This is a genomic window from Pseudomonas sp. CGJS7 (genome assembly GCF_036961695.1).
This window is the reverse complement of record NZ_JBAMDI010000002.1, coordinates 184,093-208,157: the sequence shown is the minus strand read 5'-3', so window position 1 is coordinate 208,157 and position 24,065 is coordinate 184,093. Positions and strand designations below refer to the sequence as shown.

Sequence of the window (24,065 nt, the reverse complement as noted above, 5' to 3'; positions counted from 1 at the left end):
GCGTGCGGGTTGCATCGAGAGAGGTCGGCAGGCGGGCCTCGGCCCGCCTGCCCTGCCGTTGCGCGAAGCGCTGGGCCGCTAGCGGTTGACCAGCTTGGCCGGCAAGGCAATGACCAGGAAGCAGCTGAGGATCAGGCAGCCGGCAAACACCCACAGCGCAGCGTGCGAGGTGCCGGTGAGGTCGGTGACCACGCCCATCAGTGAGTTGCTCACCAGGCCGGCGATGTTGGCTACCGAACAGGCCAGGGCAAAGCCGGTGGCGGCTGCGGTACCTTTGAGGAAGGTCGCCGGCAGGCTGAAGAACACCGGCACCGCGCCGATGATCGCCGCCGAGGCAATGGCGAACAGCACCACGGTCATCACCAGGTTCTGGCTGAACAAGGTGCTGCTGGCCATGGCGATTGCACCAATGATGAACGGCACGATGATGTGCCAGCGGCGCTCGCGGTGGCGGTCGGAGCTGGCCCCGATCATGAGCATGCCAGCCAGCGCGGCCAGGCTTGGAATGGCCGTGAGCAGGCCGATATGGAAGGTGTCGCTGACGCCCGCATCGCGGATGAAGGTCGGCATCCAGAAGCCCATTGCATAGGCGCTGAGCAGGATCGAAAAGTCGATACCACCAAGCATCCACACCTTAAGGTTGAAGAAGCCATCGCGGAAGCTGTGTTTGCTGTCCTTGCCCTCGGCATCGTCGGCGGCCAGGTCTGCCGCCAGTTGTGCCTTGTCGTCAGCCGACAGCCACTTGGCCTGCTGAAAATGGTTAGGCAATGCCCAGAACGTGAGGATGCCGAGTAAAACGCTGGGGATCGCCTCCAGCAGGAACAGCCACTGCCACCCATGCAAACCTTGAACCTGGTCGAAATGCCCCATGATCCAGCCAGAAATCGGCCCGCCAATCACGCTCGACAACGGCAGCCCGATCATGAACAGGGCAATGATGCGCCCGCGGCGATAGGTGGGGTACCACATGGTCAGGTAGTACAGCACGCCTGGCAGGAAGCCGGCTTCGGCCGCCCCCAGCAGGAAACGCAGGATATAGAACTGGGTGGTGCTGGTGACGAACATGGTGCAGGCCGACAGCAGGCCCCAGGTGATCATGATGCGGGCGATCCACAGCTTGGCGCCAACGCGCTGCAGGATCAGGTTGCTCGGCACTTCGAAGATGATGTAGCCGACGAAGAACAGCCCGGCACCCAGGCCATAGGCCGCTGTGCTGAACTGCAGGTCTTCGAGCATCTGCAGCTTGGCGAAGCCGACATTGATGCGGTCCAGATAAGCTGCAAGGTAGCAGAAGCACAAGAAGGGGATGAGCCTCCAGGTGATCTTGCTGTACAGCGCTTTCGTGCCATGGTCGATGTCACTGTGGACCGTGGTTGCATTCGCAATTGGCATTTCCTGTCTCCTGGCGGGCGACTTTGTGGTTGTTTTAAGGCCAGCAGTTTTCGACGCGCCGGGCACGCCGCGCATTCTACGCGGCGGGCCAGGATAGCGCCTGAAGACCCCGAGTGCTCCTGCGGGGCGACCACCCGGACAGCAGGCGGTCATGGACGGGCTTCCCGCACCAGTCCTTGATTGTTATTGGATAGGCGCTGCCCGGCGTTCAGCCGGCCAGGTGCCTGAGTTGCTGCATGGCATCCTGCCGGGTGACGACATCGCCGTACTTGCTGTCGATGTCGAACAGGTTGGCTTCGTGCGGGTCGCTGTGGCGGTCACCGACACACTCGCGCACCACGATGGTTCGAAACCCGTGCTGCATGGCATCCACCGCACTGGCGCGGATGCAGCCGCTGGTCGAGCAGCCAGCCAGCACCACGGTATCCACCCCCTGTGCATGCAGCAGCGGGGCCAGGCTGGTGGCGAAGAAAGCGCTGGCGTACTGCTTGCTCAGCACCACCTCCCCTGCCTGTGGCGCAACGGCCTCGCAAAAGGCTGCCAGCGGGTTGCCTTCGACCATGTCCTTCATCACCGGCGCCTTGCGCACCCACACGCCGCCGTCAGCAAAATGCGGAGGCTGGTAGCGGATGTTGGTATGCACCACCAAGGTACCGCAGTCGCGGGCCAGCGCCAGCAGGCCGGCGGCCTGCTCGACCGCTGCGACCACGCCCGAGGCGTACAGCGGTGCGCCCGGGGTGGTGTAGCCCTGCATGAAGTCGATCATCAGCAGGGCCGGCTTGCGGCCAAAGCCGATGCGCTGGCCCCACACACCCTGGTAGTTGTCACGGGCGCTTTGTGCGTCGCTCATGTCCGTCTCCCGATTTCAGTAGGCGCCCGACAGCAAGGCACCGGCGCCCGGCACGATCGGCTCCAGGTCCAGCGCCTTGAGCATGGCGTAGGTGGTAGCGATGGCAGCGGTGACCACCGGCTTGCCGGTTTGCGCCTCGACCTTGGCCACTGCCGGCAGCGATTGCATCTGCACGCACGCCGACAGCACCACCACATCGACGCCTTCAAGGTCCATGCCGGCGACGATGCCCGGCAGGTTGGCCGGGTCGTGACGGGCCACGGCGAGGTTGTCGGGGATTTCCAGCGCGCGCCAGTCCTGCACCTCGAAGCCTTCCTCGCGGATGTAGTTCACCACCAGCTCGGTCAGCGGCTTCATGTACGGCGCGACGATGGCAATGCGCTTGGCCTTCATCACATGCAAGGCTTCCACCAGCGCCCCGGCGCTGGTGATCACCGGCGCCAGTGCATCATTGTCGGCGGTGGCCTGCTGCAGGCGCTTTTCAGATTGGCGGTGATAGCCCAGCCCCATGGCCATGATCGCCACAAGGCAGGCATAGCCCAGCACATCGACCTTGGCGTCGGACAGCTCGACTGCGCAGCGGTCGGACTCGGCGTCCATCGCGGCCAGTTCTTCCTTCTTCACCTGCTTCATGCGCATGCGGCTGGAATGGAAGGTGAACCGCTCGGGGCGGATCGCCTGGCGTGCGTTGAGCATCGCCGGAATTTCGGTTTCCATGGTGGTGTTCGAACTCGGCACGATCTGGCCGATGCGGTATAGCTGGGTCATGTCTCGTGCTCCGTCAGACGAGGGGCTGGTCGAGGAAGTCGCCAAAGGCGGCGAAGAAACCGTCCAGGTCATCCCAGGGGATCATGTGGCCGGCGTTATCCACGTACGCGACCTGGATATCCGGCTTGAGCTCGCGCATTTCAGCAATGTCACGGGGCTCGATCACTCCACCCCGCCCGGCCACCATCAGCAATGCCGGCTGGCGCACCGCGGGCAGGTACTGGTGGATATCGACCTCGTGGAAATCATCGAAGGCCCGCACGATCGCCGGCTCGTAGCAGGTGTGCAGCCACTCGGCACGCAGGGCCAGCTGCTCGTCGCTCCAGGTGGCACAGAAGGCGCGCATGTCATCGCCGCTCATGCCAACCGTGGCTTGGCGGATCGAATCGACGTACCACGGCAACTTGCTCGGGTAGGCACGGCGGCCCGGCCCGGACACCGGTGGGTCGACCAGCACCAGCCGCTGCAGCCCCGGTGCCCCTTGGGCGGCTGCGCGGATGGCAAAACGCGCACCCATCGAGTGACCGAGCAGATGGTAGCCATCCAGGCCCAGCGCGGCGGCAAAGGCGGGAATATCCGCAGCACAAGCGTCGGTGCCGTAGTCCAGGTCGGGGCCGCTTGAAGACAAGCCACGCCCGCGCACATCCAGCACATAGGTGTCGAAATACTGCCCAAGGCGCTCGGCGACAAAGCTCCAGGTGATCGCTGGGCTTGTGATGCCCGGCACCAGGATCAGCGCATGGCCCTTGCCACCATAGCGCAGGTAATGCTGGCGGATGCCATTGGCGCTGACGTTACCACCAGCGACGAAGGTGCTCATGCCGCCTCCCCGCTTTCAAGCTGCTGCCCATAGAGGTCGTAGCCGTAAACCCAGGCTGGATCTTCCTGGCTGTAGAGCCAGGTGTTGGCGTTGGATACCGATTGCACCTGCGATGCCCGCTCTTTACGGTTGGCCTCGTAGAGGGCGAACGCCGTGCGGTGGTCGGACAGCCCGGTCTCCTGCAGGCAGCGGGTCAGCATGGCCGCGTCCTCGATGGCCATGCACGCGCCCTGGGCCATGTGTGGCTTCATCGGGTGGCAGGCGTCGCCCAGCAGCACCAGGCGGCCACGGCTCCACAACGGCAACGGGTTGCGGTTGCGCAACGGCCACTTGGTGATCGATTCGGTAGCGTCGATCAGCTTCTGCACCGTGGGGTGGTAGCCTTCGAAGGCTGCGCGCATTTCTTCCTGGCTGCTGTCGACGAACGCACCCTGGAAGTCCCAGGCTTCATGTGGCACGCCGGTGACGAAGTAATACTCGTCGCGCTTGCCGGTGGTGTAGTAGACCATCATGTGGCGGTCTTCGGACCACCATTTGACGCAGGGCTCAAACACATCGGCATGCTGTGCCAGGTTCACCCCGCGAATCAGTGCACGGTGCGCGACCCAGCCGCTGTAGATCGGCGCTTCAGCCCCCAGCAACTCTTCACGGATCTTCGAGTGGATGCCGTCGGCCCCGATGACGATGTCGGCCACGGTGTGGGTGCCGTCGGCGAAGTCCAGGCGCACCTGGTCACCTTCGTCGACGATCTTTTCCAGGCGCTTGCCGAAGTGCACGGTGCCCGGCTTGATGGCCTCGATCTGCAGGGCGTGCAGGTCGCCACGGTGGATGGTGATGTAGGCGGCGCCGTATTCGCGGCGGGCAAACTCGCCCAGCGGAATGCGCGACAGGTAATCACCGGTATTGCCGTCGCGGCTGAACCAGAAGTCCGGGTGCGAGCCCATCAGCTCCAGCTTCTGCTCCAGCCCCATGCGGCGGAAGATTTTCATCACGTTAGGGCCGATATGAATGCCCGCGCCCAGGCGGGTGAACGCCGGAGCCTGTTCGAATACCTCGACATCGAACCCGGCCTGTTGCAGCAACGTGGCGGCGGCCGCCCCACCCAGACCTGCACCGACGATTGCGATTTTCTGCCTACCCCGCATGGGTATGTCTCCTCTTGTTCTGATAGGTGGCCAGCGGTTCAACCGCCTGACGATTTAGAGCGTATACGCTATAAATGACCTTTGAAAAGAGCCAGCTGAAAATATTTTTCAAACAGCTGATCGAAACGACACCCGGCTGATTGTTACCGTAAATACTGGTCAATGTGTGGATAGGTAACGTTTGAACAGATCACTTGCGCTCGCTGGCAGGATGCGTTTTCATCTGCACACATATGGTGTACACACTATTATTTTGCACCGAGATGAAGCACCAGGCACTGCCATGGTGCGCCCCTGTCAACGCCACCCAGGAGAACCCCGATGCCGGTGAGCAATGCACAACTGACCCAGATGTTCGAGCACGTACTGAAGCTGTCTCGCGTGGACGAAACGCAGAGCGTGGCCGTGCTCAAGAGCCACTACTCCGACTCGCGCACGGTCAACGCCGCCATGGAGGCCGCCCAGCGTTTGAAGGCCAAGGTGTATGCGGTAGAGCTGCCGGCGTTCAACCACCCGACCGCCATGGGCAACGACATGACGGCCTACTGCGGCGACACCGCGCTGACTGGCAACCTGGCGGCGCAGCGGGCGCTGGAAGCCGCCGACCTGGTCGTCGACACCATGATGCTGCTGCACTCGCCCGAGCAGGAGCAGATTCTCAAGACCGGCACGCGCATCCTGCTGGCCGTGGAGCCACCCGAGGTGCTGGCGCGCATGCTGCCGACCGAAGACGACAAACGCCGGGTGCTGGCTGCCGAAACCCTGCTGAAACAGGCGCGCAGCCTGCATGTGCGGTCCAAGGCCGGGAGCGACTTCCATGCCCCGCTCGGCCAGTACCCCGCCGTGACTGAGTACGGCTATGCCGACGAACCGGGGCGCTGGGACCACTGGCCCAGCGGCTTTCTGTTCACCTGGCCGAACGAGGACAGCGCCGAAGGCACGCTGGTGCTGGACGTGGGTGACATCATCCTGCCGTTCAAGAACTATTGCCGCGAGCGCATCACCCTGGAAATCGAAAAAGGCTTCATCACCGGCATACATGGCGGCTTCGAGGCCGAGTACCTGCGTGACTACATGAAATACTTCAACGACCCCGAGGTATACGGCATCTCGCACATAGGCTGGGGCCTGCAGCCGCGCGCGCAATGGACGGCCATGGGCCTGCACGACCGCAACGACGGCATGTGCATGGATGCCCGTGCGTTCTACGGCAACTTCCTGTTCTCCACCGGCCCCAACACCGAGGTCGGCGGCAAGCGCAAGACCCCGTGCCACCTGGACATCCCGCTGCGCAATTGCGATATCTACCTGGATGACAAGGCGGTAGTGCTGGCCGGCGACGTGGTTGCTCCAGAGGAGTCGCGAGCGCGATAGGGGTTATACTGGCCGGGCGCTCCGCTATTGGCGGCCGGCCAGCCTCTTTCCACCCAGCCCAAGCCATCCTATGTCGAAAAAAACCACCCCCAGCAGCGCCCCGCTCGACAACACCCCCTACGACGTTACCGAACAGGTCGGGCACTTGCTGCGCAAGGCCTACCAACGGCACACGGCGATCTTCCAGCAGCAGGCCTGCGACCCGCAGCTTACCTCGATCCAGTTCGTCACCCTGTGCGCCCTGCGCGATCACGGCCCCAGCTCCCAGGCTGAACTGATCAAGGCCACCGCGGTGGACCAGGCAACCATCCGCGGCATCGTCGAGCGCCTGAAGGCGCGCGAGCTGGTGCAGCTTTCGCCAGACCCGGGGGACCGGCGCAAGGTCATCGTCGAACTCACCGAAAGCGGCGCGGCCTTGCTCGATGCAATGATCCCCTGCGCCCGGCAGATCAGCGAATTGAGCATGGGCAGCCTGAATGCCGGGGAGCGCGTAGCCATTTTGTACCTGCTGCGCAAGATGATCGACAGCGACGAGAACGCGGGCTGAAAATTGTTGTGACTGCCGCGATTGCCGTCACAGATACGCAGCCTGAGAGATCAAGCGCATCGCGAGCAAGCTCGCTCACATTGGACACGCATCGGTGGTTGGACACAGGCCGCCGTAGGAGCGGGTTCACCCGCGAATGGGCCGGCCCTGCTGGCCAATCTCCACCCGCCGATCACCGTCACCGCCACCACCGTATTCGCGGGTAACCCCGCTCCTACACACACAACATCGGGGGTTCGGCACAACATCGGGGGTTCGGCACAGGCCGTCGTAGGAGCGGGTTCACCCGCGAATGGGCCGGTCCTGCTAACCAATCTCCACCCGCCGATCACCGCTACCGCCGCCACCGTATTCGCGGGTAAACCCGCTCCTACACACACAACATCGGGGGTTCGGCACAACATCGCGGGTTCGGCACAGGCCGTCGTAGGAGCGGGTTCACCCGCGAATGGGCCGGCCCTGCTGGCCAATCTCCACCTGCCGATCACCGGTGCCGCCACCACCGTATTCGCGGGTAAACCCGCTCCTACACACACACAACATCGGGGGTTCGGCACAGCGAGATGCGCCGCGCGGGCGGCGCTCGGTTTCCCGGGCGCCGACAATCTTTAACCCTGCCCCACCATCACAGTTCTCTGCAGATTCATCTCTGGCCTGCTTCTTGCTCTCTCATTTCATGTAGTGAGTACTTACCGAAACGCTCGCGTCATTTGAGTCCTTTGGTAGCGCAAGCAACCTCCAGAGATGAGCCAATAATGCAAACAACCATCTCCCTGCAGGTCAACGGCCAGCCCGTCGAAGTCAGCGCCATGCCTGACACCCCGCTGCTGCTGATCCTGCGCAACGACCTGTGCCTGAACGGCCCCAAGTACGGCTGCGGCCTGGGCGAATGCGGGGCGTGTACGGTGATCATCGACGGCGTGGCCGCCCGCTCCTGCGTCATCCCCTTGGCCGGCGCCGCTGGCCGCAATATCACCACCCTCGAAGGGCTGGGCAGCAAGGCCGCGCCGCACCCCGTGCAACAGGCGTTCATCGACGAGCAGGCGGCCCAGTGTGGTTACTGCATGAACGGCATGATCATGACTGCCAAGGCCCTGCTCGATCGCATTCCCGAGCCCAGCGACGAACAGATTCGCAATGAGCTGTCCGGCAACCTGTGCCGCTGCGGCACCCACGTCGAAATCCTGCGCGCCGTGCGCCGCGCTGCCGAGACCCGGAGAAAGCCATGAACCACTCACAACAGGTGCCCAGCCGCGATCAACTGCTGGCCAAGACCGGCGTGTTGCTGATCGTCGACCAGATCACCCCACCCTCAGGCCCTGTGGCCAAGGGCGTGACACCTGCAGTCAAGGAACGTGAGCTGGCGCTGTTCATCGCGGTCAGCGACGACGGCATGGTCTACGCCTTCAATGGCCATGTCGACCTGGGCACTGGTATCCGCACCTCGCTGGCGCAGATCGTCGCCGAAGAGCTGGACGTGCGCATGGACCAGGTGCACATGGTGCTGGGCGACACCGAGCGGGCACCCAACCAGGGCGCGACCATTGCCAGCGCCACCCTGCAGATTTCCGCGGTACCGCTGCGCAAGGCCGCAGCCACAGCGCGACGCTATCTGTTGCAACAGGCCGCCCTACGCCTTGGCTGCCCGCCCGAAATGCTGCGCATTGAAGACGGCACGGTTATCGCCAGTAACGGCAGCACGCTGAGCTTTGCCGAACTGGTGCAAGGCGAGAACCACCAGCTGCACATTGCCGACGATGCCCCGCTCAAGGCCATCGAGGACTACCGCCTGGTCGGGCGCAGCGCCCCTCGAGTAGACATCCCTGGCAAGGCCACCGGCGAGCTGACCTATGTGCACGACATGCGCCTGCCCAACATGCTTCACGGTCGGGTCATCCGCCCGCCCTATGCCGGCCATGACAGCGGCGACTTTGTCGGCAACAGCCTGCTGGCGGTGGATGAATCCTCCATCGCCCATCTACCCGGCGTGGTCGCCGTGGTGGTCATCCGCGACTTCGTCGGTGTGGTGGCAGAGCGCGAAGAGCAAGCCATCCGTGCAGCCCATGAGCTGAAAGTCAGCTGGAAGCCCTTTACAGGCAAGCTGCCCGACCTTAGCGATGTCGCCCAGGCCATCCGCGACAACCCGCGCGTGCAGCGCACTGTGCTGGACCAGGGCGATGTCGACAGCGGCATCGCCAATTCCAGCCAGCGCCTGAGCCGCAGCTACCTGTGGCCTTACCAGCTGCACGCATCGATCGGCCCATCATGTGCACTGGCCGACTTCACCGCAGGGCAGATCCGCGTGTGGTCAGGTACGCAGAACCCGCACCTGCTGCGCGCAGACCTGGCCTGGCTGCTGGCGTGCGACGAAGCACGCATCGAGATCATTCGCATGGAGGCAGCCGGCTGTTATGGCCGCAACTGCGCCGATGACGTGTGCGCCGACGCGGTGCTGCTGTCGCGTGCGGTGCAGCGCCCGGTGCGGGTGCAGCTGACCCGCGAACAGGAACACGTGTGGGAGCCCAAGGGCACCGCGCAGCTGATGGAAATCGATGGCGGCCTGAACGCCGATGGCAGCGTGGCTGCCTATGACTTCCAGACCAGCTACCCGTCCAATGGCGCGCCCACCCTGGCCCTGCTACTGACCGGTGCCGTGGAGCCGGTGCCGGCGCTGTTCGAGATGGGCGATCGCACGTCGATCCCACCTTATGATTACCAACACATGCGCGTCACCATCAATGACATGACGCCACTGGTGCGCGCCTCGTGGATGCGGGGGGTGTCGGCCATGCCCAACAGCTTCGCCCACGAGTCGTACATTGATGAGCTGGCCTTCGCCGCTGGCGTCGACCCGGTCGAATATCGCCTCAAGCACCTGTCCGACCCGCGCGCCATCGACCTGGTCAAAGCCACCGCTGAACGCGCGCAATGGCAGCCGCATACCCGGCCCATGCAGACACAGGCCGAAGGTGATGTGCTGCGCGGCCGGGGTTTTGCCTATGCGCGCTATATCCACAGTAAATTCCCCGGCTTCGGCGCGGCCTGGGCAGCCTGGGTGGCTGATGTCGCAGTGGACCGGCGCACAGGCGAAGTCGCCGTCACCCGCGTGGTGATTGGCCACGATGCCGGGATGATGGTCAACCCCGAAGGTGTGCGTCACCAGATCCACGGCAACGTCATCCAGTCCACCAGCCGGGCACTCAAGGAGCAGGTCAGCTTCGAAGAGTCGACGGTGGCGAGCAAGGAATGGGGCGGCTACCCGATCCTGACCTTCCCCGAGGTGCCAGCTATCGACGTAATGATGCTGCCGCGCCAGCACGAGCCGCCAATGGGGAGCGGCGAATCAGCCTCGGTACCCAGCGCAGCGGCCATCGCCAATGCCATTTTCGACGCCACCGGCATTCGTTTTCGCGAGCTCCCGATCACTGCCGAACGCGTGCGCGCTGCGCTCGGTGGCGAAGGCCAAGGGCCAGATGCACCCGTGCCAGCGCAGCCGTCAACCAAGCGTTCGAAGTGGTGGTTCGGCTCGCTGGCCGGGGTGTTCGGCGCCGCATTGGGCATGCTTGCCACCGCCTTGCCCTGGCGCGCCGAAATCGCCCCGGTAACGCCACCTGGTGTCGGCAGCTGGAGCGCCGCCATGCTCGAGCGCGGGCGCCAGGTGGCGGCGGCCGGCGACTGCGCCGTGTGCCATACGGTCAGTGGCGGCAAGGCCAATGCCGGGGGGCTGGCAATGGATACGCCTTTCGGCACGCTGTACAGCACCAATATCACCCCCGACCCGGAAACCGGCATCGGCCGCTGGTCCTTCGCCGCCTTCGAGCGGGCCATGCGCGAAGGTATCAGCCGCGATGGCCGGCACCTGTACCCGGCGTTTCCCTACACCTCGTTTCGCAACATCAACGACGCCGACATGCAAGCGCTGTATGCCTACCTGATGTCGCAAACACCGGTACGCCAGGAAGCGCCCGCCAACCAGATGCGCTTCCCGTTCAACCAGCGGCCGCTGATGGCCGGCTGGAATGCGCTGTTTCTGCAACGCGGCGAATACCAGCCCGACCCGCAGCGCAGCGCGCAGTGGAACCGCGGTGCCTACCTGGTCGACGGCCTGGGCCACTGCACGGCCTGCCACTCGCCGCGTAACCTGATGGGTGCAGAAAAAGGCGGTAGCAGCTACCTTGCCGGCGGCATGGTCGATGGCTGGGAGGCCCCGGCCTTGAATGCCCTGGCCAAGTCATCGACGCCGTGGAGCGAAGACGAGTTGTTCAACTACCTGAGCACTGGCTTCTCCGAAAAACATGGCGTGGCGGCCGGCCCCATGGGCCCGGTGGTCAGTGAGCTTGCCACCCTGCCAAAAAGCGACGTGCGCGCCATCGCCCACTACCTCAGTTCCCTGGAGGGCGAGCCGCAGGCACTGGCCGCCAATGCCGCGCCCCAGGTGGACACGCACGTGTCGCTGAGCAACGGCGAGCGGGTATTCAAAGGTGCGTGCCTGGCCTGCCACAGTGATGGGCTGGGGCCGAAGCTGTTTGGCGTCAGCCCGTCGATGGCGGTCAACAGCAACGTCCACAGCGACCTGCCGGACAACCTGCTGCGCGTGGTGCTGCACGGCATTCCGACCCCGGCAACCCGCGACCTGGGCTACATGCCTGGTTTCAAGGACAGCCTGTCGGACCGCCAGGTAGCCGACCTCGCGGCCTACCTGCGCCATCGTTTTGCCGCCGACAAACCGGCCTGGCAAGGGCTGGCGTCCAAGGCTGCGCAGGTACGCGCCAACCCTGGCAGCCACTGAGGCTCAGCGGCGCAAGCCGCGCAGCGCAAGGTCACTGATGAAGGCCAGCCAATCGGCCTTGGCCTGCTTGTCGGCAAGGTCCACGGCCAGGAACGAGCTGAGCGTATGGCGGTTGGAGTTATAGAAGTAGCAGAGCGAGGCAATCATCAGGTAGGCGTGGGTAATGCAGATATCGTCGCGGAACAGGCCCTTTGCCTGCCCTGCCTCGATGATCGGCCGCAGCACGCCGACCGCTTCGCCGGACAGCGCCCTGAGGTTTTGCGACTTGCGCGCGTGCAAGCCCTGGTGAAGGTTTTCGGTGGCGAGGATGGTGACGAATTCGGGGTGGCGCACATAATAGTCCCAGATAAACGCCACCAGCTCGCGCAGGGCCTGCTCAGGGTCGGCGAGGTCGAGGCGCAGCTTAGCTTCGGCCTGGTTGAAGCTGGCATAGATGTGTTCCAGCACACTGATGAACAGCTTTTCCTTGCTACCGAAGTAGTAATAGATCATCCGGTCGTTGGACTTGGCCAGCGTGGAGATCTGCTCGATGCGCCCGCCAGTGAAGCCTTCCTTGCTGAAAACCTTCACTGCGGCCTTGAGAATATTTTCCCGGGTGCGGTCGGCCTGCTGGGCGCGAACACCGGTTTTGCGAGTTTGCATGTCGGTCCCTGTGGGGCTGGCCAGATACCCAACACTGCCACAGACATTGAGCCATTGCGCGGCTTTTTCGGCTGGGCTGATGGCGGAGATGGCGGACCGGCTAACACCGGCAGAGCCGCTGCCATTGATCGCGTTGCTTTCTTCCCGGGCAAACCCGCTCTCCGTCTGCTACCGGCCTGGAAGTCAGCAGTCATCGGGGCTGGCTTGCACCTGATCATTGGCAGGTACAGCCAGCCGGATCATGACGGGCTCCCGGGTTACCGGACAGGTGCGTAACTCAAGCAGCGACGCCTCGTTCGCCATCATCGCTGACTTCGAACTGCCCCACCAGCTTCTGCAACTTGCCAGCATCCACCTTCACCTTCTGCGCACTGCTTTGCAGCACCAGGGCGGTCTGGCGCATCTCGCTGGAGGACTGGTTGACCTGCTCGATCGTCTTGCCGTATTCCACGCTACGACGGTTGAGCTGCTGGATGATGGCGAACATGCCCTCCACCGCCTGGTGCAGTTGCACATTTTCGGAAGACGCGTCCTCCGCCAGGCGCAGGCTGTTGTCGACATCCTGCACGCCCTGCTCCATGAAGCTTACCGCCTGCCGGGTTTCGCCCTGCAGGCTCTCGACCATATGGCGAATGTCGTCGGCGGCACGCGAGGTGCGTGCGGCCAGGCTGCGCACCTCGTCGGCCACCACCGCGAAGCCACGGCCATGCTCCCCGGCACGCGCCGCCTCGATAGCGGCATTGAGCGCCAGCAGGTTGGTCTGGTTGGTGATTTCGCTGATCAACCCGGTGATGTTGTCGATCTCGACCATGCGGCTGTCGAGCCGCTGCACGCTGGATGATGAGCGCGCCACCACATCGCGGATCGACTGCGTGCCCGCCTGCACCGCCTGGTACTGCGCGCGTGCGCGGCTGACCACTTCGTCCATGGCCTGCTTCATCTGCTCGGCACTGACCGAGGCCTGCTGCAGTTCGCCGAGTTGCTCTTCCATGATGATCATCATCTGGTGCACGGCGTCGGCCACGTCGGCGGAGCTTACGCTGGCCTCCTGGCTGCGCCCGAGCATCATCTGGTTGGTGCTGCCGACCGTGCGACTGGCCTTGACCACCTGCCCAACCACCGCGTCCAGGCGGTCGATGAAGCTGTTGATCCAGCGTGCCATGTCGCCGCTCTCATCATTGGCCAAGGTGCTGGTATCCAGGCGCTGGCGCAGGTTGCCTTCACCCTCGGCGATGGTGCATAGCACACTGCTCATGCCATTCAACCTGGCGGCCAGGCGCTTGGGCCCGAGCACGCCAAACAACAAGGTGGCGCCCAGCATGCTCACGGCCTCGATCACGTCAGTCAGTCCTTGCGGCAGGCCTGCATAGTGCTGTACCAGAAAATTGCAGCCGAACAGCCCCGCCATGATCGCCACATAGGGTTTCATCAACCCGTAGCTCAGCGAACGCCGGCGGTAGACCTCCTCCAGATCCGCCTCGCACATCATGCCCCAGCGGTCGGGTGAGCCCGGCAACTGGAAGGTCACGCCCTTGCCCACCACTGGCACATGACGGTAGTCGGAATAGCCGGGGTAGGTCACGAACAGGTTGGCACCGCGCCTGATCGTTTCCCTCACGCCAGGGTGCAGTTCCCGCGTGGAAGGGTCGGTGAAACGAAGCTCCAGCTCGGTATGACGCTGGACCTTTACAGTGGCCCAGGGCGTGTGCACACCGTTCTTGAGGTTTTCGCCATGGGTGAAGGTGGCGTCCTCGAAGCGCGAGCGGGACAACGCGGTACCGGGCTGTATGCCAGGGTCGAAGCGCGATTGCGCCATGAACAGGTAGTTGTCGCCCGACTCGGGGTAAATGTGCCCTGCCTCGCGCTGGATCAGATCGCCCAGCACATCGTTGGGCACCCGCTCACACAGACAACCCAGCACTTTGCCCTCGTGCATGAGAGGCTGGTAGAACATCAACGTGACTTCATCGTGGAAGCGCGAGGAAGACGGGCCGATCTGCAAGGTCAGCGGGTCGCTATAGGGACCGTGCAGGAAGGGTGCTTTCAGCCCCTGCGCCAGGGCTGCCAAGTACTCGATACGTGGCGTGCCACGCTGGGGCCAGGTCGAAGCGATGACGCTGCCGTGCACATCGACGACAAACAGTTCGGAAAAGTCCTCCGCCTGGGCCAGCGTGTTGCGCAACATTGCGCTATCGACTTGAGCGAGCCCGGGCGCCACCTGCTCGGCCAGGTCGGCCAGGTGCTCCCACTGCTCGCGCACCCACTCATGCAGCAACTGCACGCGGGTCTGGGCAATGGCTTCGAAGGTTTGCTCGACCTGCGGGTAACTGGCCCGGTTAAGGCGGCACGCCCAGCCCATGCTGAATTTGCCGGTTTTGCCGAACCACGGCAGCCAGCCCTTTTCACTCGACGATAACTGCATCGAACCACTGGAAAGCGACATTATCTTCACCATACGCGACATCGAATGGCAATCTGATAGCAAGTCGCACGCCAACGGCGGGAGGCGTGATTAATCGGCGATGCCGCGGAGTGAATGCACTTCATCAGTGCAAGATGCCGGCAGGCAACCCCGGAACGCACCAGCCACGGGCAAAAATGAGCGATTTAAGCATTCAACTGAAATGAGGCAAATAGCCTCCAGAACTGCTCGCAGATCGCACAACAGTTCGATAATCGCACAAATTCAGCCAAACCCTCTCTACTGTTTCCCTATCTTGCGGCACGCTATAGCGAAAGTCAGCAAGCCATTTCAAGTGCTGACAGGCCCCATCGCTTCACGCGCTCCGGCCAGCCCGACAACCACAACTCCAGGAACAACCAGGAGCTCGCCTTGATCAATAAAACGTACGAGTCCATCGCCAGCGCGGTGGAAGGGATTACCGACGGTTCGACCATCATGGTCGGTGGCTTCGGCACGGCTGGCATGCCGTCCGAGCTGATCGATGGCCTCATTGCCACCGGTGCCCGCGACCTGACCATCATCAGCAACAACGCCGGCAACGGCGAGATCGGCCTGGCCGCCCTGCTCATGGCAGGCAGCGTGCGCAAGGTGGTCTGCTCGTTCCCGCGCCAGTCCGACTCCTACGTGTTCGACGAACTGTACCGCGCCGGCAAGATAGAGCTGGAAGTGGTCCCGCAGGGCAACCTGGCCGAGCGTATCCGCGCCGCAGGCTCCGGCATTGGTGCGTTCTTCTCGCCAACCGGCTACGGCACCCTGCTGGCCGAGGGCAAGGAAACCCGTGAGATCGACGGCCGCATGTACGTGCTGGAAATGCCGCTGCACGCCGACTTCGCACTGATCAAGGCGCACAAGGGTGACCGTTGGGGCAACCTGACCTACCGCAAGGCCGCCCGCAACTTCGGCCCGATCATGGCCATGGCTGCCAAGACCGCCATCGCCCAGGTCGACCAGGTCGTCGAACTTGGTGAACTGGACCCGGAACACATCATCACCCCGGGTATCTTCGTCCAGCGCGTGGTCGCCGTCACCGGTGCTACCGCTTCTTCGATCGCCAAAGCTGTCTGAGGCCTGCCATGACCATCACCAAAAAGCTCTCCCGCACCGAGATGGCCCAACGCGTGGCCGCAGACATCCAGGAAGGCGCGTATGTAAACCTGGGTATCGGCGCACCAACCCTGGTGGCCAACTACCTGGGCGACAAGGAAGTGTTCCTGCACAGCGAGAACGGCCTGCTGGGCATGGGCCCAAGCCCTGCGCCGGGCGAGGAAGACGATGACCTGATCAACGCCGGCAAGCAGCACGTCACCCTGCTGACCGGTGGTGCCTTCTTCCACCATGCCGATTCGTTCTCGATGATGCGTGGTGGCCACCTGGACATCGCTGTACTGGGCGCCTTCCAGGTATCGGTCAAGGGCGACCTGGCCAACTGGCACACGGGCGCCGAAGGTTCGATCCCGGCCGTAGGCGGTGCAATGGACCTGGCCACCGGCGCCCGCCAGGTGTTCGTGATGATGGACCACCTGACCAAGACCGGCGAAAGCAAGCTGGTGCCCGAGTGCACCTACCCGCTGACCGGTATCGCTTGCGTCAGCCGCATCTACACCGACCTGGCCGTACTGGAAGTGACACCTGAAGGGCTGAAAGTGGTCGAAATCTGCGCGGACATCGACTTTGACGAACTGCAGAAACTCAGTGGCGTGCCGCTGATCAAGTAATCCAGAAAGCCCGCGGGCTTTCCATGCCCGCTGCGGCACTCTCAACAGTGCCGCACAAGCGCTGCACGGCAGCCCCGGCAATTCGTGTATCCACGCTGAAATCCGGGGGCTGCTCCGCAGCCCTTTCGCGACACAAGGCTTGCGCTGTTTTCGCCAACCCGCGAAGGGGGTGCGCGGCGTTGAGGCCTCTCTTCCAACCGTTTGGGAGCTGACAGACGGGAACACGCGTAGAGATCAGCCCAATGAGCCATCGAGCGAGAGCCAGACAGCGGCGTGCAAAATCCCCGGCCGCGACTTTACGCCTTTTTTACTCGACATTACCGTAAAGCAAGCAATACTGCCGGCACTGTCCCAACGAGCTCCCTCAATGCCGCTGCCTGCATTGCGTTTCATTGCCTTCATTATTGGCGTATTCCTGATCACATTGGCCGTCAGCATGGTGATTCCGATGCTGACGTTGCTGTGGTACGACCGCAGCGACGACCTCGGCGCATTCGTCTGGTCGAGCCTGATCGTTCTGTGCGTCGGCCTGCTTCCGGTAGCCCGGGGCGTCCCCGACATACCGCAACTGCGGACCAGGGACATGTATTTCCTCACGACGGCAAGCTGGGTCATCGTGTGTGCATTTGCGGCGCTGCCGATGGTGTTAATTCGCGACATCAGTTACACGGACGCGTTCTTCGAAACCATGTCGGGAATTACCACCACCGGCTCGACCGTGCTGACAGGCCTGGACAGTGCATCACCGGGGCTACTGATATGGCGTTCCCTGCTGCACTGGCTGGGAGGCATTGGATTTATCGGCATGGCCGTGGCGATCCTGCCACTGCTGCGCGTGGGCGGCATGCGCCTGTTCCAGACCGAGTCTTCGGATTGGTCTGACAAAGTGACGCCACGTTCGCATGTGGCTGCCAAGATGATACTGCTGGTCTACCTGGCCCTGACAGCATTGGGAACAGGGGCGTTGTGGGCTGCCGGCATGACCCCGTTCGAAGCCATCAATCATTCGATGTCGCTGATTTCAACCGGTGGTTACTCGACCTCGGATGCCTCGCTGGCTCATTGGCCACAGCCTGCGGTGCATTGGGTAGCTGTGGTCATCATGATACTCGGCAGCCTGCCCTTCACACTCTATGTCGCCACGCTGCGTGGCCATCGACGCATCCTGCTCACGGACCATCAAGTTCGCGGTTTCATTGGTTTTCTCGTCTTCGTCTGGCTCACCGTCGGAACCTGGCTCTGCCTGCACAGCGACCTGGCTTGGTGGGATGCGTTTCGTATCGTTGCGGTCAATGTGACCTCGGTGGTGACCACCACAGGCGTTGCCTTGGGTGATTACACGCTCTGGGGCAGCTTCGCCATCATGCTGTTCTTTTACCTGACGTTCGTCGGCGGGTGCTCGGGCTCCACCGCCGGCGGTTTGAAAATATTCCGTTTCCAGGTGGCCGCTGCCTTGCTTGTCAGCAGCCTGAAGCAGTTGATCCATCCACGGGCAACGATCTCGAAGAAATACAATGGGCACCCCATCGATGAAGAGATCGTACGGTCACTGCTGACGTTCTCCTTCTTCTTCTCCGTCACCATCGCAGTCATCGCCCTTGGCCTCTCTCTGATAGGGCTCGACTGGATGACGGCATTGAGCGGGGCGGCCACCGCGGTGTGCAACGTCGGCCCAGGCCTGGGGACGATTATCGGGCCTGTAGGTAATTTCGCCTCGTTGCCGGACGCAGCGAAATGGTTGCTGACGGTTGGCATGCTGCTTGGACGGCTCGAGATCCTCACCGTACTGGTACTTGTCTCGCCGGCCTTCTGGCGATTCTAGGCCTGAGGTCATACAACCAATCAGCCAGAAGACCTCTGGACTCCCCGCATGCCCCGCCTTTGCGGTGGGCTAGGCGGTGTAGCCTGGGCCAGCCTGCCACTGCCACTGCTCGATTTTACCCTCGCGTGGCAGCACGGTGTCGAACGCTGGGCGAAGGCATTACCGAACCCCAATGTCGCAGCGTGCACAGCACCTTGAGACAGAACACGACCACCCTAAGTACCGCGCCCAACGACAATGATGCTGAAGCTCCAGGAAAGCAAACAAGGCGAGCGCACTGTCTTCACAATGTGCAGGTGGCGGTGATCAGTTGGATAAATTGCCGTTCGCCAAGCCCCGCGTGCTCGGAAATCACCATAAACCGTAACGTCCGCAGGGAAAAATCCCAGACCGACGCCCCATGGGAGTGAATGGTTTGGCGCTTTTTGTTCATCTGCGAGTGGTTATTCGGTAGACTACCGCACGGGTGCCAGCTGCACGGTGCAGTGAGGCAGGTTAAAGAACAGCGCAGGTCGGGCCGCCATGCGGGAGCACCTGTGCCTATGCATAAACAAGAATTACCTCGCGCCCAGAAACTGGCCGAGCGCGCCTTCGCCAACCTTGAACGCTTTTTGCACATTGAAGCGGTCAGCGGCATCGTTCTCTTGATTGCCGCAGTCGCTGCCCTGATCTGGGCGAATTCCCCGGCTGCCGACAGTTATGAAGCCCTTTGGCATACCCCGTTGACGTTCGGCGTGGGCTCGCATGTCTATTCGCAGTCCCTGCATTTCTGGATCAATGATGGCCTGATGACCATCTTTTTCCTGGTCGTGGGCATGGAGATCCGCCGCGAGATCCACGAAGGTGCACTGTCCAGCCTGCGTCAAGCCACGCTTCCCATGGCAGCCGCTGTCGGCGGCGTAGCGGTACCCGCACTCCTCTACCTGAGTTTTGGTCACGCGCCAGCAGACCAACAAGGTTGGGCCGTGCCAACGGCGACGGATATCGCCTTTGCGGTGGGCGTATTGGCCCTGCTCGGCAAGTCGATCCCGTCCAACGTACGTGTATTCCTCCTCGCCCTGGCAATCATCGATGACATCATCGCAGTCCTGATCATCGCGTTCTTCTACTCAGGCGGCCTTGATTACACCGGCTTCGGCGTTGCAGTGATCGGCCTGCTAATGGTGATCGGGCTTCAGAAGATTGGAGTGGGTTCAGCCTACGCCTATGTCATTCCCGGTGCGATCGTCTGGCTGGGCATCTTGTTGACCGGCGCCCACCCGACCCTCGCAGGTGTCGTGCTGGGCCTGATGACACCTGTCACCGCAATGCCGATGCGTGAGCGCCCACTGGACGCCATTACCCGCTTCACCGGCGAATTGCTGGGGCGCGCCAAGGCGCCTGAGCAAGATGCCAGCGACCTCATGGACCCGTTGAAACGACTGCGCCTGGCCCAGCGCGAACTGCTGCCGCCGGTAGTGCGCATGCAAGGCACCCTGCACCCCTGGGTAGCCTTCGGCATCATGCCGGTGTTTGCCTTGGCCAACGCCGGGGTCAGCCTTTCGGGTGTCGACCTGTCCGCAGAAGGCCCCCAGTGGGTCATGATCGCCGTCGCTGTCGCCCTGGTCGCAGGAAAGCCCTTGGGCATCGTCAGCGTCAGTTGGCTGATGGTCCGCCTGGGCTGGTGCGTGCTTCCCGCCGAGGTCAACTGGCGTAGCATCATGCTGGTCGGGCTGCTGGCCGGCATCGGGTTCACCATGTCGATCTTCATCGCCAACCTCGCGTTCGTCGACCCTGGCTCACTCGGGGCAGCGAAACTCGGTGTGCTATCCGCGTCGTTGATCGCGGCCGTGCTGGGGTTGACCTGGGGGGTGTGGAGCATGCGTAGCGCAGCGTCTGCTACCAAAGCCGGTTCGCCCACCTAGCCACATTCCGGGACTGGCGATCCCTTGCAGTTGGGCAAGCGGATCGCCACTCCCGGTGCGGCTACAACCTGTGTCGGGTAGGCCTGTGCGGGAAAACACGCCATACTCACGGCTTTCCAAGTCAGCCATGTGTGGACAATGTCCGACCCTACCCGACCTGCACCTTCACTCCCCCGCCGTTCACGCTGGCGAGAATGGCGCCAGCGACTGGCGTTCTGGATCGGGGCATTGCTGGTGGGGCTCGTTGCGCTGGCATTCGCCTGGCTAGCCGACGCGGCGTTCGCTTCTTTCAAGCGCTTGCTGGAATGGGCACCCTGGTCACCTCTTCTCATCACTCCGCTGGGTTTCGCGCTCCTGGCTTATCTGACGCAACGATGGTTTGAGAATGCCAAGGGTAGCGGCATCCCCCAAGTCATCGCCGCCCTGGAAATGCCCTCTCGCCGGCTGCGCGCCCGATTACTCTCGCTCCCTGTGGCTGCAGCACGCATGAGCCTGACGCTGGGCGCCCTGCTGGTCGGCGGTTCGGTTGGCCGGGAAGGCCCGACCGTCCACATCGGCGCCGCAGTGCTCTATTCCTTTGGCCGACGCTTAGGCCTGCACGGCCGGCGCACCATCGCTGGCCTGGTGCTCGCCGGAGGCGCCGCGGGTATTGCCGCAGCCTTCAATACACCGTTAGCGGGGGTAGTCTTTGCCATTGAGGAGTTGAGCCGCACGTTCGAGCAACGTTTCAGTGGCTTGGTGCTCACTGCGGTGCTGATCGGCGGGGTCGTGACGCTGGGGCTGATGGGGCATTACGCCTACTTTGGCGAGATCAGCGGTCGGATGCCGGTGGGCTGGGGCTGGAGCGTCGTTCCTGCCTGTGCAGTGCTGGGCGGGCTGCTGGGTGGTTTTTACGCCAAGCTTGTGCTGCCCACCGACAAGGGCATACTCGGCCAGGTCTGTACGTTACGCGGACGCTATCCAGTGCGCTTTGCTGCCACCTGTGGGTTGCTGCTGGCCACCTTGGGGCTCGTCTCTGGCAATCATGTATTCGGCACCGGGTATGAAGAAACGCGTGCGTTGCTGGAGGGGCAGCCGATCACGGACACAAGCTTTCTCCTGTGGAAGTTTCTGGCCAACGTCGCGTCCTATCTTTCCGGGATTCCAGGCGGGCTCTTTTCGCCTTCGCTGAGCATCGGCGCCGCCTTTGCGCCGCTGTTGAGCTTGCTGCCCGATGTTGACCCTCAGGCAGGCGCACTACTCGGCATGGGCGCATACCTGGCCGGTGTGACACGCTCGCCACTGACCGCCTCGGTCATCGTGCTTGAACTGACACACAGCCCGGACCTGGCCATTCCCATGTTGGCAGCCACACTGATGGCGGCGGCGATCTCTGGATGGGTGTCTCCGGTCTCGCTTTACCATGCCTTGGCCAAGCAGATTACTGACAAGCTTCATGCTGCCGCGTCTTCCTCCACAGAACCCGCCGCTCGCCAAACGAGCGCTACCGAAAAACCTTGAGCAGCACCAAGCCTGCCCTGCCAGACGTTAACGGGTAGTCAGGTAGCGGAACTGCCCTGAGGGGGACGGGGCTCCCAACAGGGTGGAACTGTCGCGCGCATTCACGCGTCCGTAGAGTCTGTTGGCCGCTTTAGCACCCCGAGCAACAGCAGGTCGAACGCCTTGCCAGCCTGCGCCAAGCGTGCATTGCCGTCTTCGGCCTCCGCGATCCACACAGCCGCTTCAGCCAAGCTGCCGTAGATCAAAGCAGCCAGCGCTTGAGCGTGCGCGTTGACGAAAACGCCCTCTAGTACCAGGTTGTCGATCAACTGGCGCAGCGACTCTATGCAATACCGCTGGGCCTCAGGCGAGCCGCCCCCCAACACCGCTCTGGCGTCGCGCAGCACGATGCGCTGGATCTCGGGCTCCAGCGCCATCTCCAGGTAGGCGTGGCAGCGTTGGCGGAAGCCGTCCAAAGCGTTATCGGCGGTCTCGGTAATAGCACGCAGGCGCTCGTCCATTTCAGCGTCGAGCTGCTCAACGACGGCTGCCAGCAACCCCTTCTTGTCGCCAAAGTGGTGGTACAACGCCCCCCGTGTCAATCCCGCCCGAGCGGTCAGATCATCCATCGAGGCGTGCGCAAACCCCTGCTCGCTGAACATCTGGCGGGCGGTGGCCAGTAACAGGGCTCGGGTTTCTTGCATTGCGGCGCGGGTGCGGCGAACCATCCAGCTATTCCTTGTGTTCTGGCGGCATGGGGTAGGCGTATACGAGTATTCATACCGCTTGCACGCATTGTCTTGGGCGCGAGGCGCACTGACAAGCCTGTCGTATCGTCGCGCGGTGACCGAGCCACCAAGCCTGCCGGCCAGCCCTGAAGCCGATCAAAGCGAATACGACGCCTGTCGGGCTCCGGCGCGCATGCGCTGGTAGCCCCAAAGCGCGACCAACAACACTGCGGCCCCACCGGCCAAGGCAACGTTGAATCCGGCCTGGGCACCCCACATATCGACCACCTGCCCAGACGCTGCGGCACCGCCGGCAACTCCAACGTTGAGACCGGCGAGCAACCAGGTCATCCCTTCAGTCAGCTTGCTTTCGGGAACGATGCGCTCTACCAGCGACATCGCCACGATCATGGTCGGGGCGAAGAACAGGCCCGCAACCAGCACGGCAATGGTCAGCCCGATGATGTTTCCCACCACCAGCAGCGGCAAGGTTGTCGCCGCCGTCGCCAACCCACCCAGCAGTAGCAGCTTGTGTAGCGGGGTATCGAGTTTCAGGACACCGAACACCAGCCCCGCGACACAGGAGCCGATGGCATAACAAGACAGCACCACGCTGGCCGCAGCCGGCATGTCCATCTGCTCGGCGAATGCCACGCTGACGATGTCGACCGTACCGACGATCAAGCCCATAGCGACCATCAGCAAGGTCAGCAGGCGTACGTCGGCCAGCCTGAACGCCGACATGCTGTCTTGCCCGGCGGCGGCATCGGCCTCTACTGGCGGCTCGGTGCCGACCTGCACCGCCAAGGCGAACACGCCGACGGCCAGGAACACGGCAGCAGCCAATGTACCGGCCTGCGGAAGTACCGCCACGCTCAGCCCCACCGAAATCGGCGGGCCAGCAATGAAGGTGACTTCGTCAAGAACGGTTTCCAGCGAGTAGGCTGTCTTCAGTTGCGCCTTGCCGCGGTAAATCGCGGTCCAGCGCGCGCGCACCATCGCCGACATGCTGGGCATGAAGCCGGCGAGCGCGGCCCCGACGAATAGGGTCCAGTCCGCCAGCCGCCAATAGCTGCAAGCCAACAGCAGAAGGATGCCCAGCACACTGAGCCCGGCGGCGGCCGGCAATAAGCGGCCCTGGCCATGGCGGTCGACCAGGCGCGAGATCTGCGGCGACATCAGTGCATAAGTCAGCACGAAGGTGGCCGCCACCGCACCGGCCAGGCCGTAACTGCCGGTGATTTGAGACAACATGGTGATGATCCCGATACCGGTCATCGGCAACGGCAGCCGGGCCAGCAGGCCGGCCAAGGCGAAGCCCTTGGCGCCTCTGGCCTGGAACAACTCGCGGTAGGTACTGAACACGCTCGACTCTCCTTATCGAAAGGCCCTTGGGCAGTCACGCTCAAGGTAAAATACATACAGCTCGTATGATTAAAACCTTATTATCATACGAATTGAATGTAAATACTCGACGGGGAACGTCCTTATTCAGCCGCCCTGCCCCGTGACGCCTTGCGTGTGGCGAACACTCGTTCGCCGTTGAGCGAGAGTTGAAGGTGTGAGCGATGAGGCCCGCAGGCTAGTCGCCACGAACGTCGCTGCAGTCAGCGCACAATTGTAGAG

At 63.0% G+C, this 24,065-nt stretch carries 18 protein-coding genes; 9 read left to right on the top strand and 9 right to left on the bottom strand.

The features are described 5' to 3' along the window. Positions 1–78: 78 nt before the first annotated feature. From V7787_RS02450 to nicC, 5 genes are all read right to left on the bottom strand, one after another. A complete protein-coding gene (locus V7787_RS02450) occupies positions 79–1,392 on the bottom strand; it encodes an MFS transporter (protein WP_003251108.1) in 1,314 nt (437 codons plus the stop codon). Between the two features lie 208 nt (positions 1,393–1,600). Further along, on the bottom strand, positions 1,601–2,242 hold the full coding sequence (locus V7787_RS02445; protein WP_104886336.1) for an N-carbamoylsarcosine amidohydrolase: 642 nt from the start codon (positions 2,240–2,242) through the stop codon (positions 1,601–1,603). 15 nt (positions 2,243–2,257) lie between these two features. Continuing rightward, on the bottom strand, positions 2,258–3,010 hold the full coding sequence (locus V7787_RS02440; protein ID WP_003251112.1) for a maleate isomerase: 753 nt from the start codon (positions 3,008–3,010) through the stop codon (positions 2,258–2,260). Positions 3,011–3,023: 13 nt separating this feature from the next. Then, positions 3,024–3,830, bottom strand: coding sequence for an N-formylmaleamate deformylase (nicD, locus tag V7787_RS02435; RefSeq protein ID WP_198747821.1), 807 nt, complete (start codon positions 3,828–3,830; stop codon positions 3,024–3,026). Next, complete coding sequence (nicC, locus tag V7787_RS02430) at positions 3,827–4,975, bottom strand: 6-hydroxynicotinate 3-monooxygenase (RefSeq protein WP_064492619.1); 1,149 nt, start codon at positions 4,973–4,975, stop codon at positions 3,827–3,829. Before nicC ends, nicD begins: the two co-directional genes overlap by 4 nt. 321 nt (positions 4,976–5,296) lie before the next feature. Here nicC and V7787_RS02425 point away from each other — a divergent pair, with 321 nt between their 5' ends. The 4 genes from V7787_RS02425 to V7787_RS02410 all read left to right on the top strand — a co-directional run bounded on the left by V7787_RS02425 (position 5,297) and on the right by V7787_RS02410 (position 11,685). After that, positions 5,297–6,349 (top strand): 2,5-dihydroxypyridine 5,6-dioxygenase, encoded by a 1,053-nt coding sequence (locus tag V7787_RS02425; RefSeq protein ID WP_064492620.1) that lies wholly within the window; start codon positions 5,297–5,299, stop codon positions 6,347–6,349. 70 nt (positions 6,350–6,419) lie between these two features. Next, positions 6,420–6,896 carry a MarR family winged helix-turn-helix transcriptional regulator gene (locus tag V7787_RS02420; protein ID WP_003251120.1) on the top strand — a complete coding sequence of 159 codons (477 nt, stop codon included), beginning with the start codon at positions 6,420–6,422 and terminating at the stop codon, positions 6,894–6,896. A 755-nt stretch (positions 6,897–7,651) separates the two neighbouring features. After that, a complete protein-coding gene (locus V7787_RS02415; protein WP_064491887.1) occupies positions 7,652–8,125 on the top strand; it encodes a (2Fe-2S)-binding protein in 474 nt (157 codons plus the stop codon). Then, positions 8,122–11,685 (top strand): molybdopterin cofactor-binding domain-containing protein, encoded by a 3,564-nt coding sequence (locus V7787_RS02410; protein WP_336085326.1) that lies wholly within the window; start codon positions 8,122–8,124, stop codon positions 11,683–11,685. The genes V7787_RS02415 and V7787_RS02410 overlap by 4 nt, the downstream gene beginning before the upstream one ends. 3 nt (positions 11,686–11,688) lie before the next feature. Here V7787_RS02410 and V7787_RS02405 read toward each other — a convergent pair whose 3' ends face one another. Continuing rightward, a complete protein-coding gene (locus tag V7787_RS02405; RefSeq protein ID WP_064491889.1) occupies positions 11,689–12,327 on the bottom strand; it encodes a TetR family transcriptional regulator in 639 nt (212 codons plus the stop codon). A gap of 277 nt (positions 12,328–12,604) precedes the next feature. After that, entirely contained in the window at positions 12,605–13,255 is a 651-nt protein-coding gene (locus V7787_RS53010; protein WP_370626975.1) for a methyl-accepting chemotaxis protein, read from the bottom strand. 1,905 nt (positions 13,256–15,160) lie between these two features. On the opposite strand from V7787_RS53010, the gene V7787_RS02395 reads away from it, so the two are divergent. The 5 genes from V7787_RS02395 to V7787_RS02370 all read left to right on the top strand — a co-directional run bounded on the left by V7787_RS02395 (position 15,161) and on the right by V7787_RS02370 (position 21,732). After that, complete coding sequence (locus V7787_RS02395; protein ID WP_064491891.1) at positions 15,161–15,856, top strand: 3-oxoacid CoA-transferase subunit A; 696 nt, start codon at positions 15,161–15,163, stop codon at positions 15,854–15,856. Between the two features lie 8 nt (positions 15,857–15,864). Then, the gene (locus V7787_RS02390) at positions 15,865–16,506 is read left to right on the top strand and encodes a 3-oxoacid CoA-transferase subunit B (protein WP_003251131.1); all 642 of its coding nucleotides are present in this window, start codon (positions 15,865–15,867) and stop codon (positions 16,504–16,506) included. Between the two features lie 367 nt (positions 16,507–16,873). Then, entirely contained in the window at positions 16,874–18,328 is a 1,455-nt protein-coding gene (locus V7787_RS02385; protein WP_003251133.1) for a TrkH family potassium uptake protein, read from the top strand. 542 nt (positions 18,329–18,870) lie between these two features. Continuing rightward, positions 18,871–20,232: a Na+/H+ antiporter NhaA gene (gene nhaA, locus V7787_RS02375; RefSeq protein WP_010954774.1), complete on the top strand. Its 1,362-nt coding sequence runs from the start codon at positions 18,871–18,873 to the stop codon at positions 20,230–20,232. 138 nt (positions 20,233–20,370) lie between these two features. After that, on the top strand, positions 20,371–21,732 hold the full coding sequence (locus V7787_RS02370) for a chloride channel protein (protein ID WP_064491892.1): 1,362 nt from the start codon (positions 20,371–20,373) through the stop codon (positions 21,730–21,732). A gap of 101 nt (positions 21,733–21,833) precedes the next feature. Here the strand turns inward: V7787_RS02370 and V7787_RS02365 are convergent, their stop codons facing one another. Continuing rightward, positions 21,834–22,439, bottom strand: a complete 606-nt coding sequence (locus tag V7787_RS02365; RefSeq protein ID WP_010954776.1) for a TetR/AcrR family transcriptional regulator — start codon at positions 22,437–22,439, stop codon at positions 21,834–21,836. 156 nt (positions 22,440–22,595) lie between these two features. Next, the gene (locus V7787_RS02360) at positions 22,596–23,804 is read right to left on the bottom strand and encodes an MFS transporter (protein WP_064491893.1); all 1,209 of its coding nucleotides are present in this window, start codon (positions 23,802–23,804) and stop codon (positions 22,596–22,598) included. Positions 23,805–24,065: the final 261 nt, after the last annotated feature.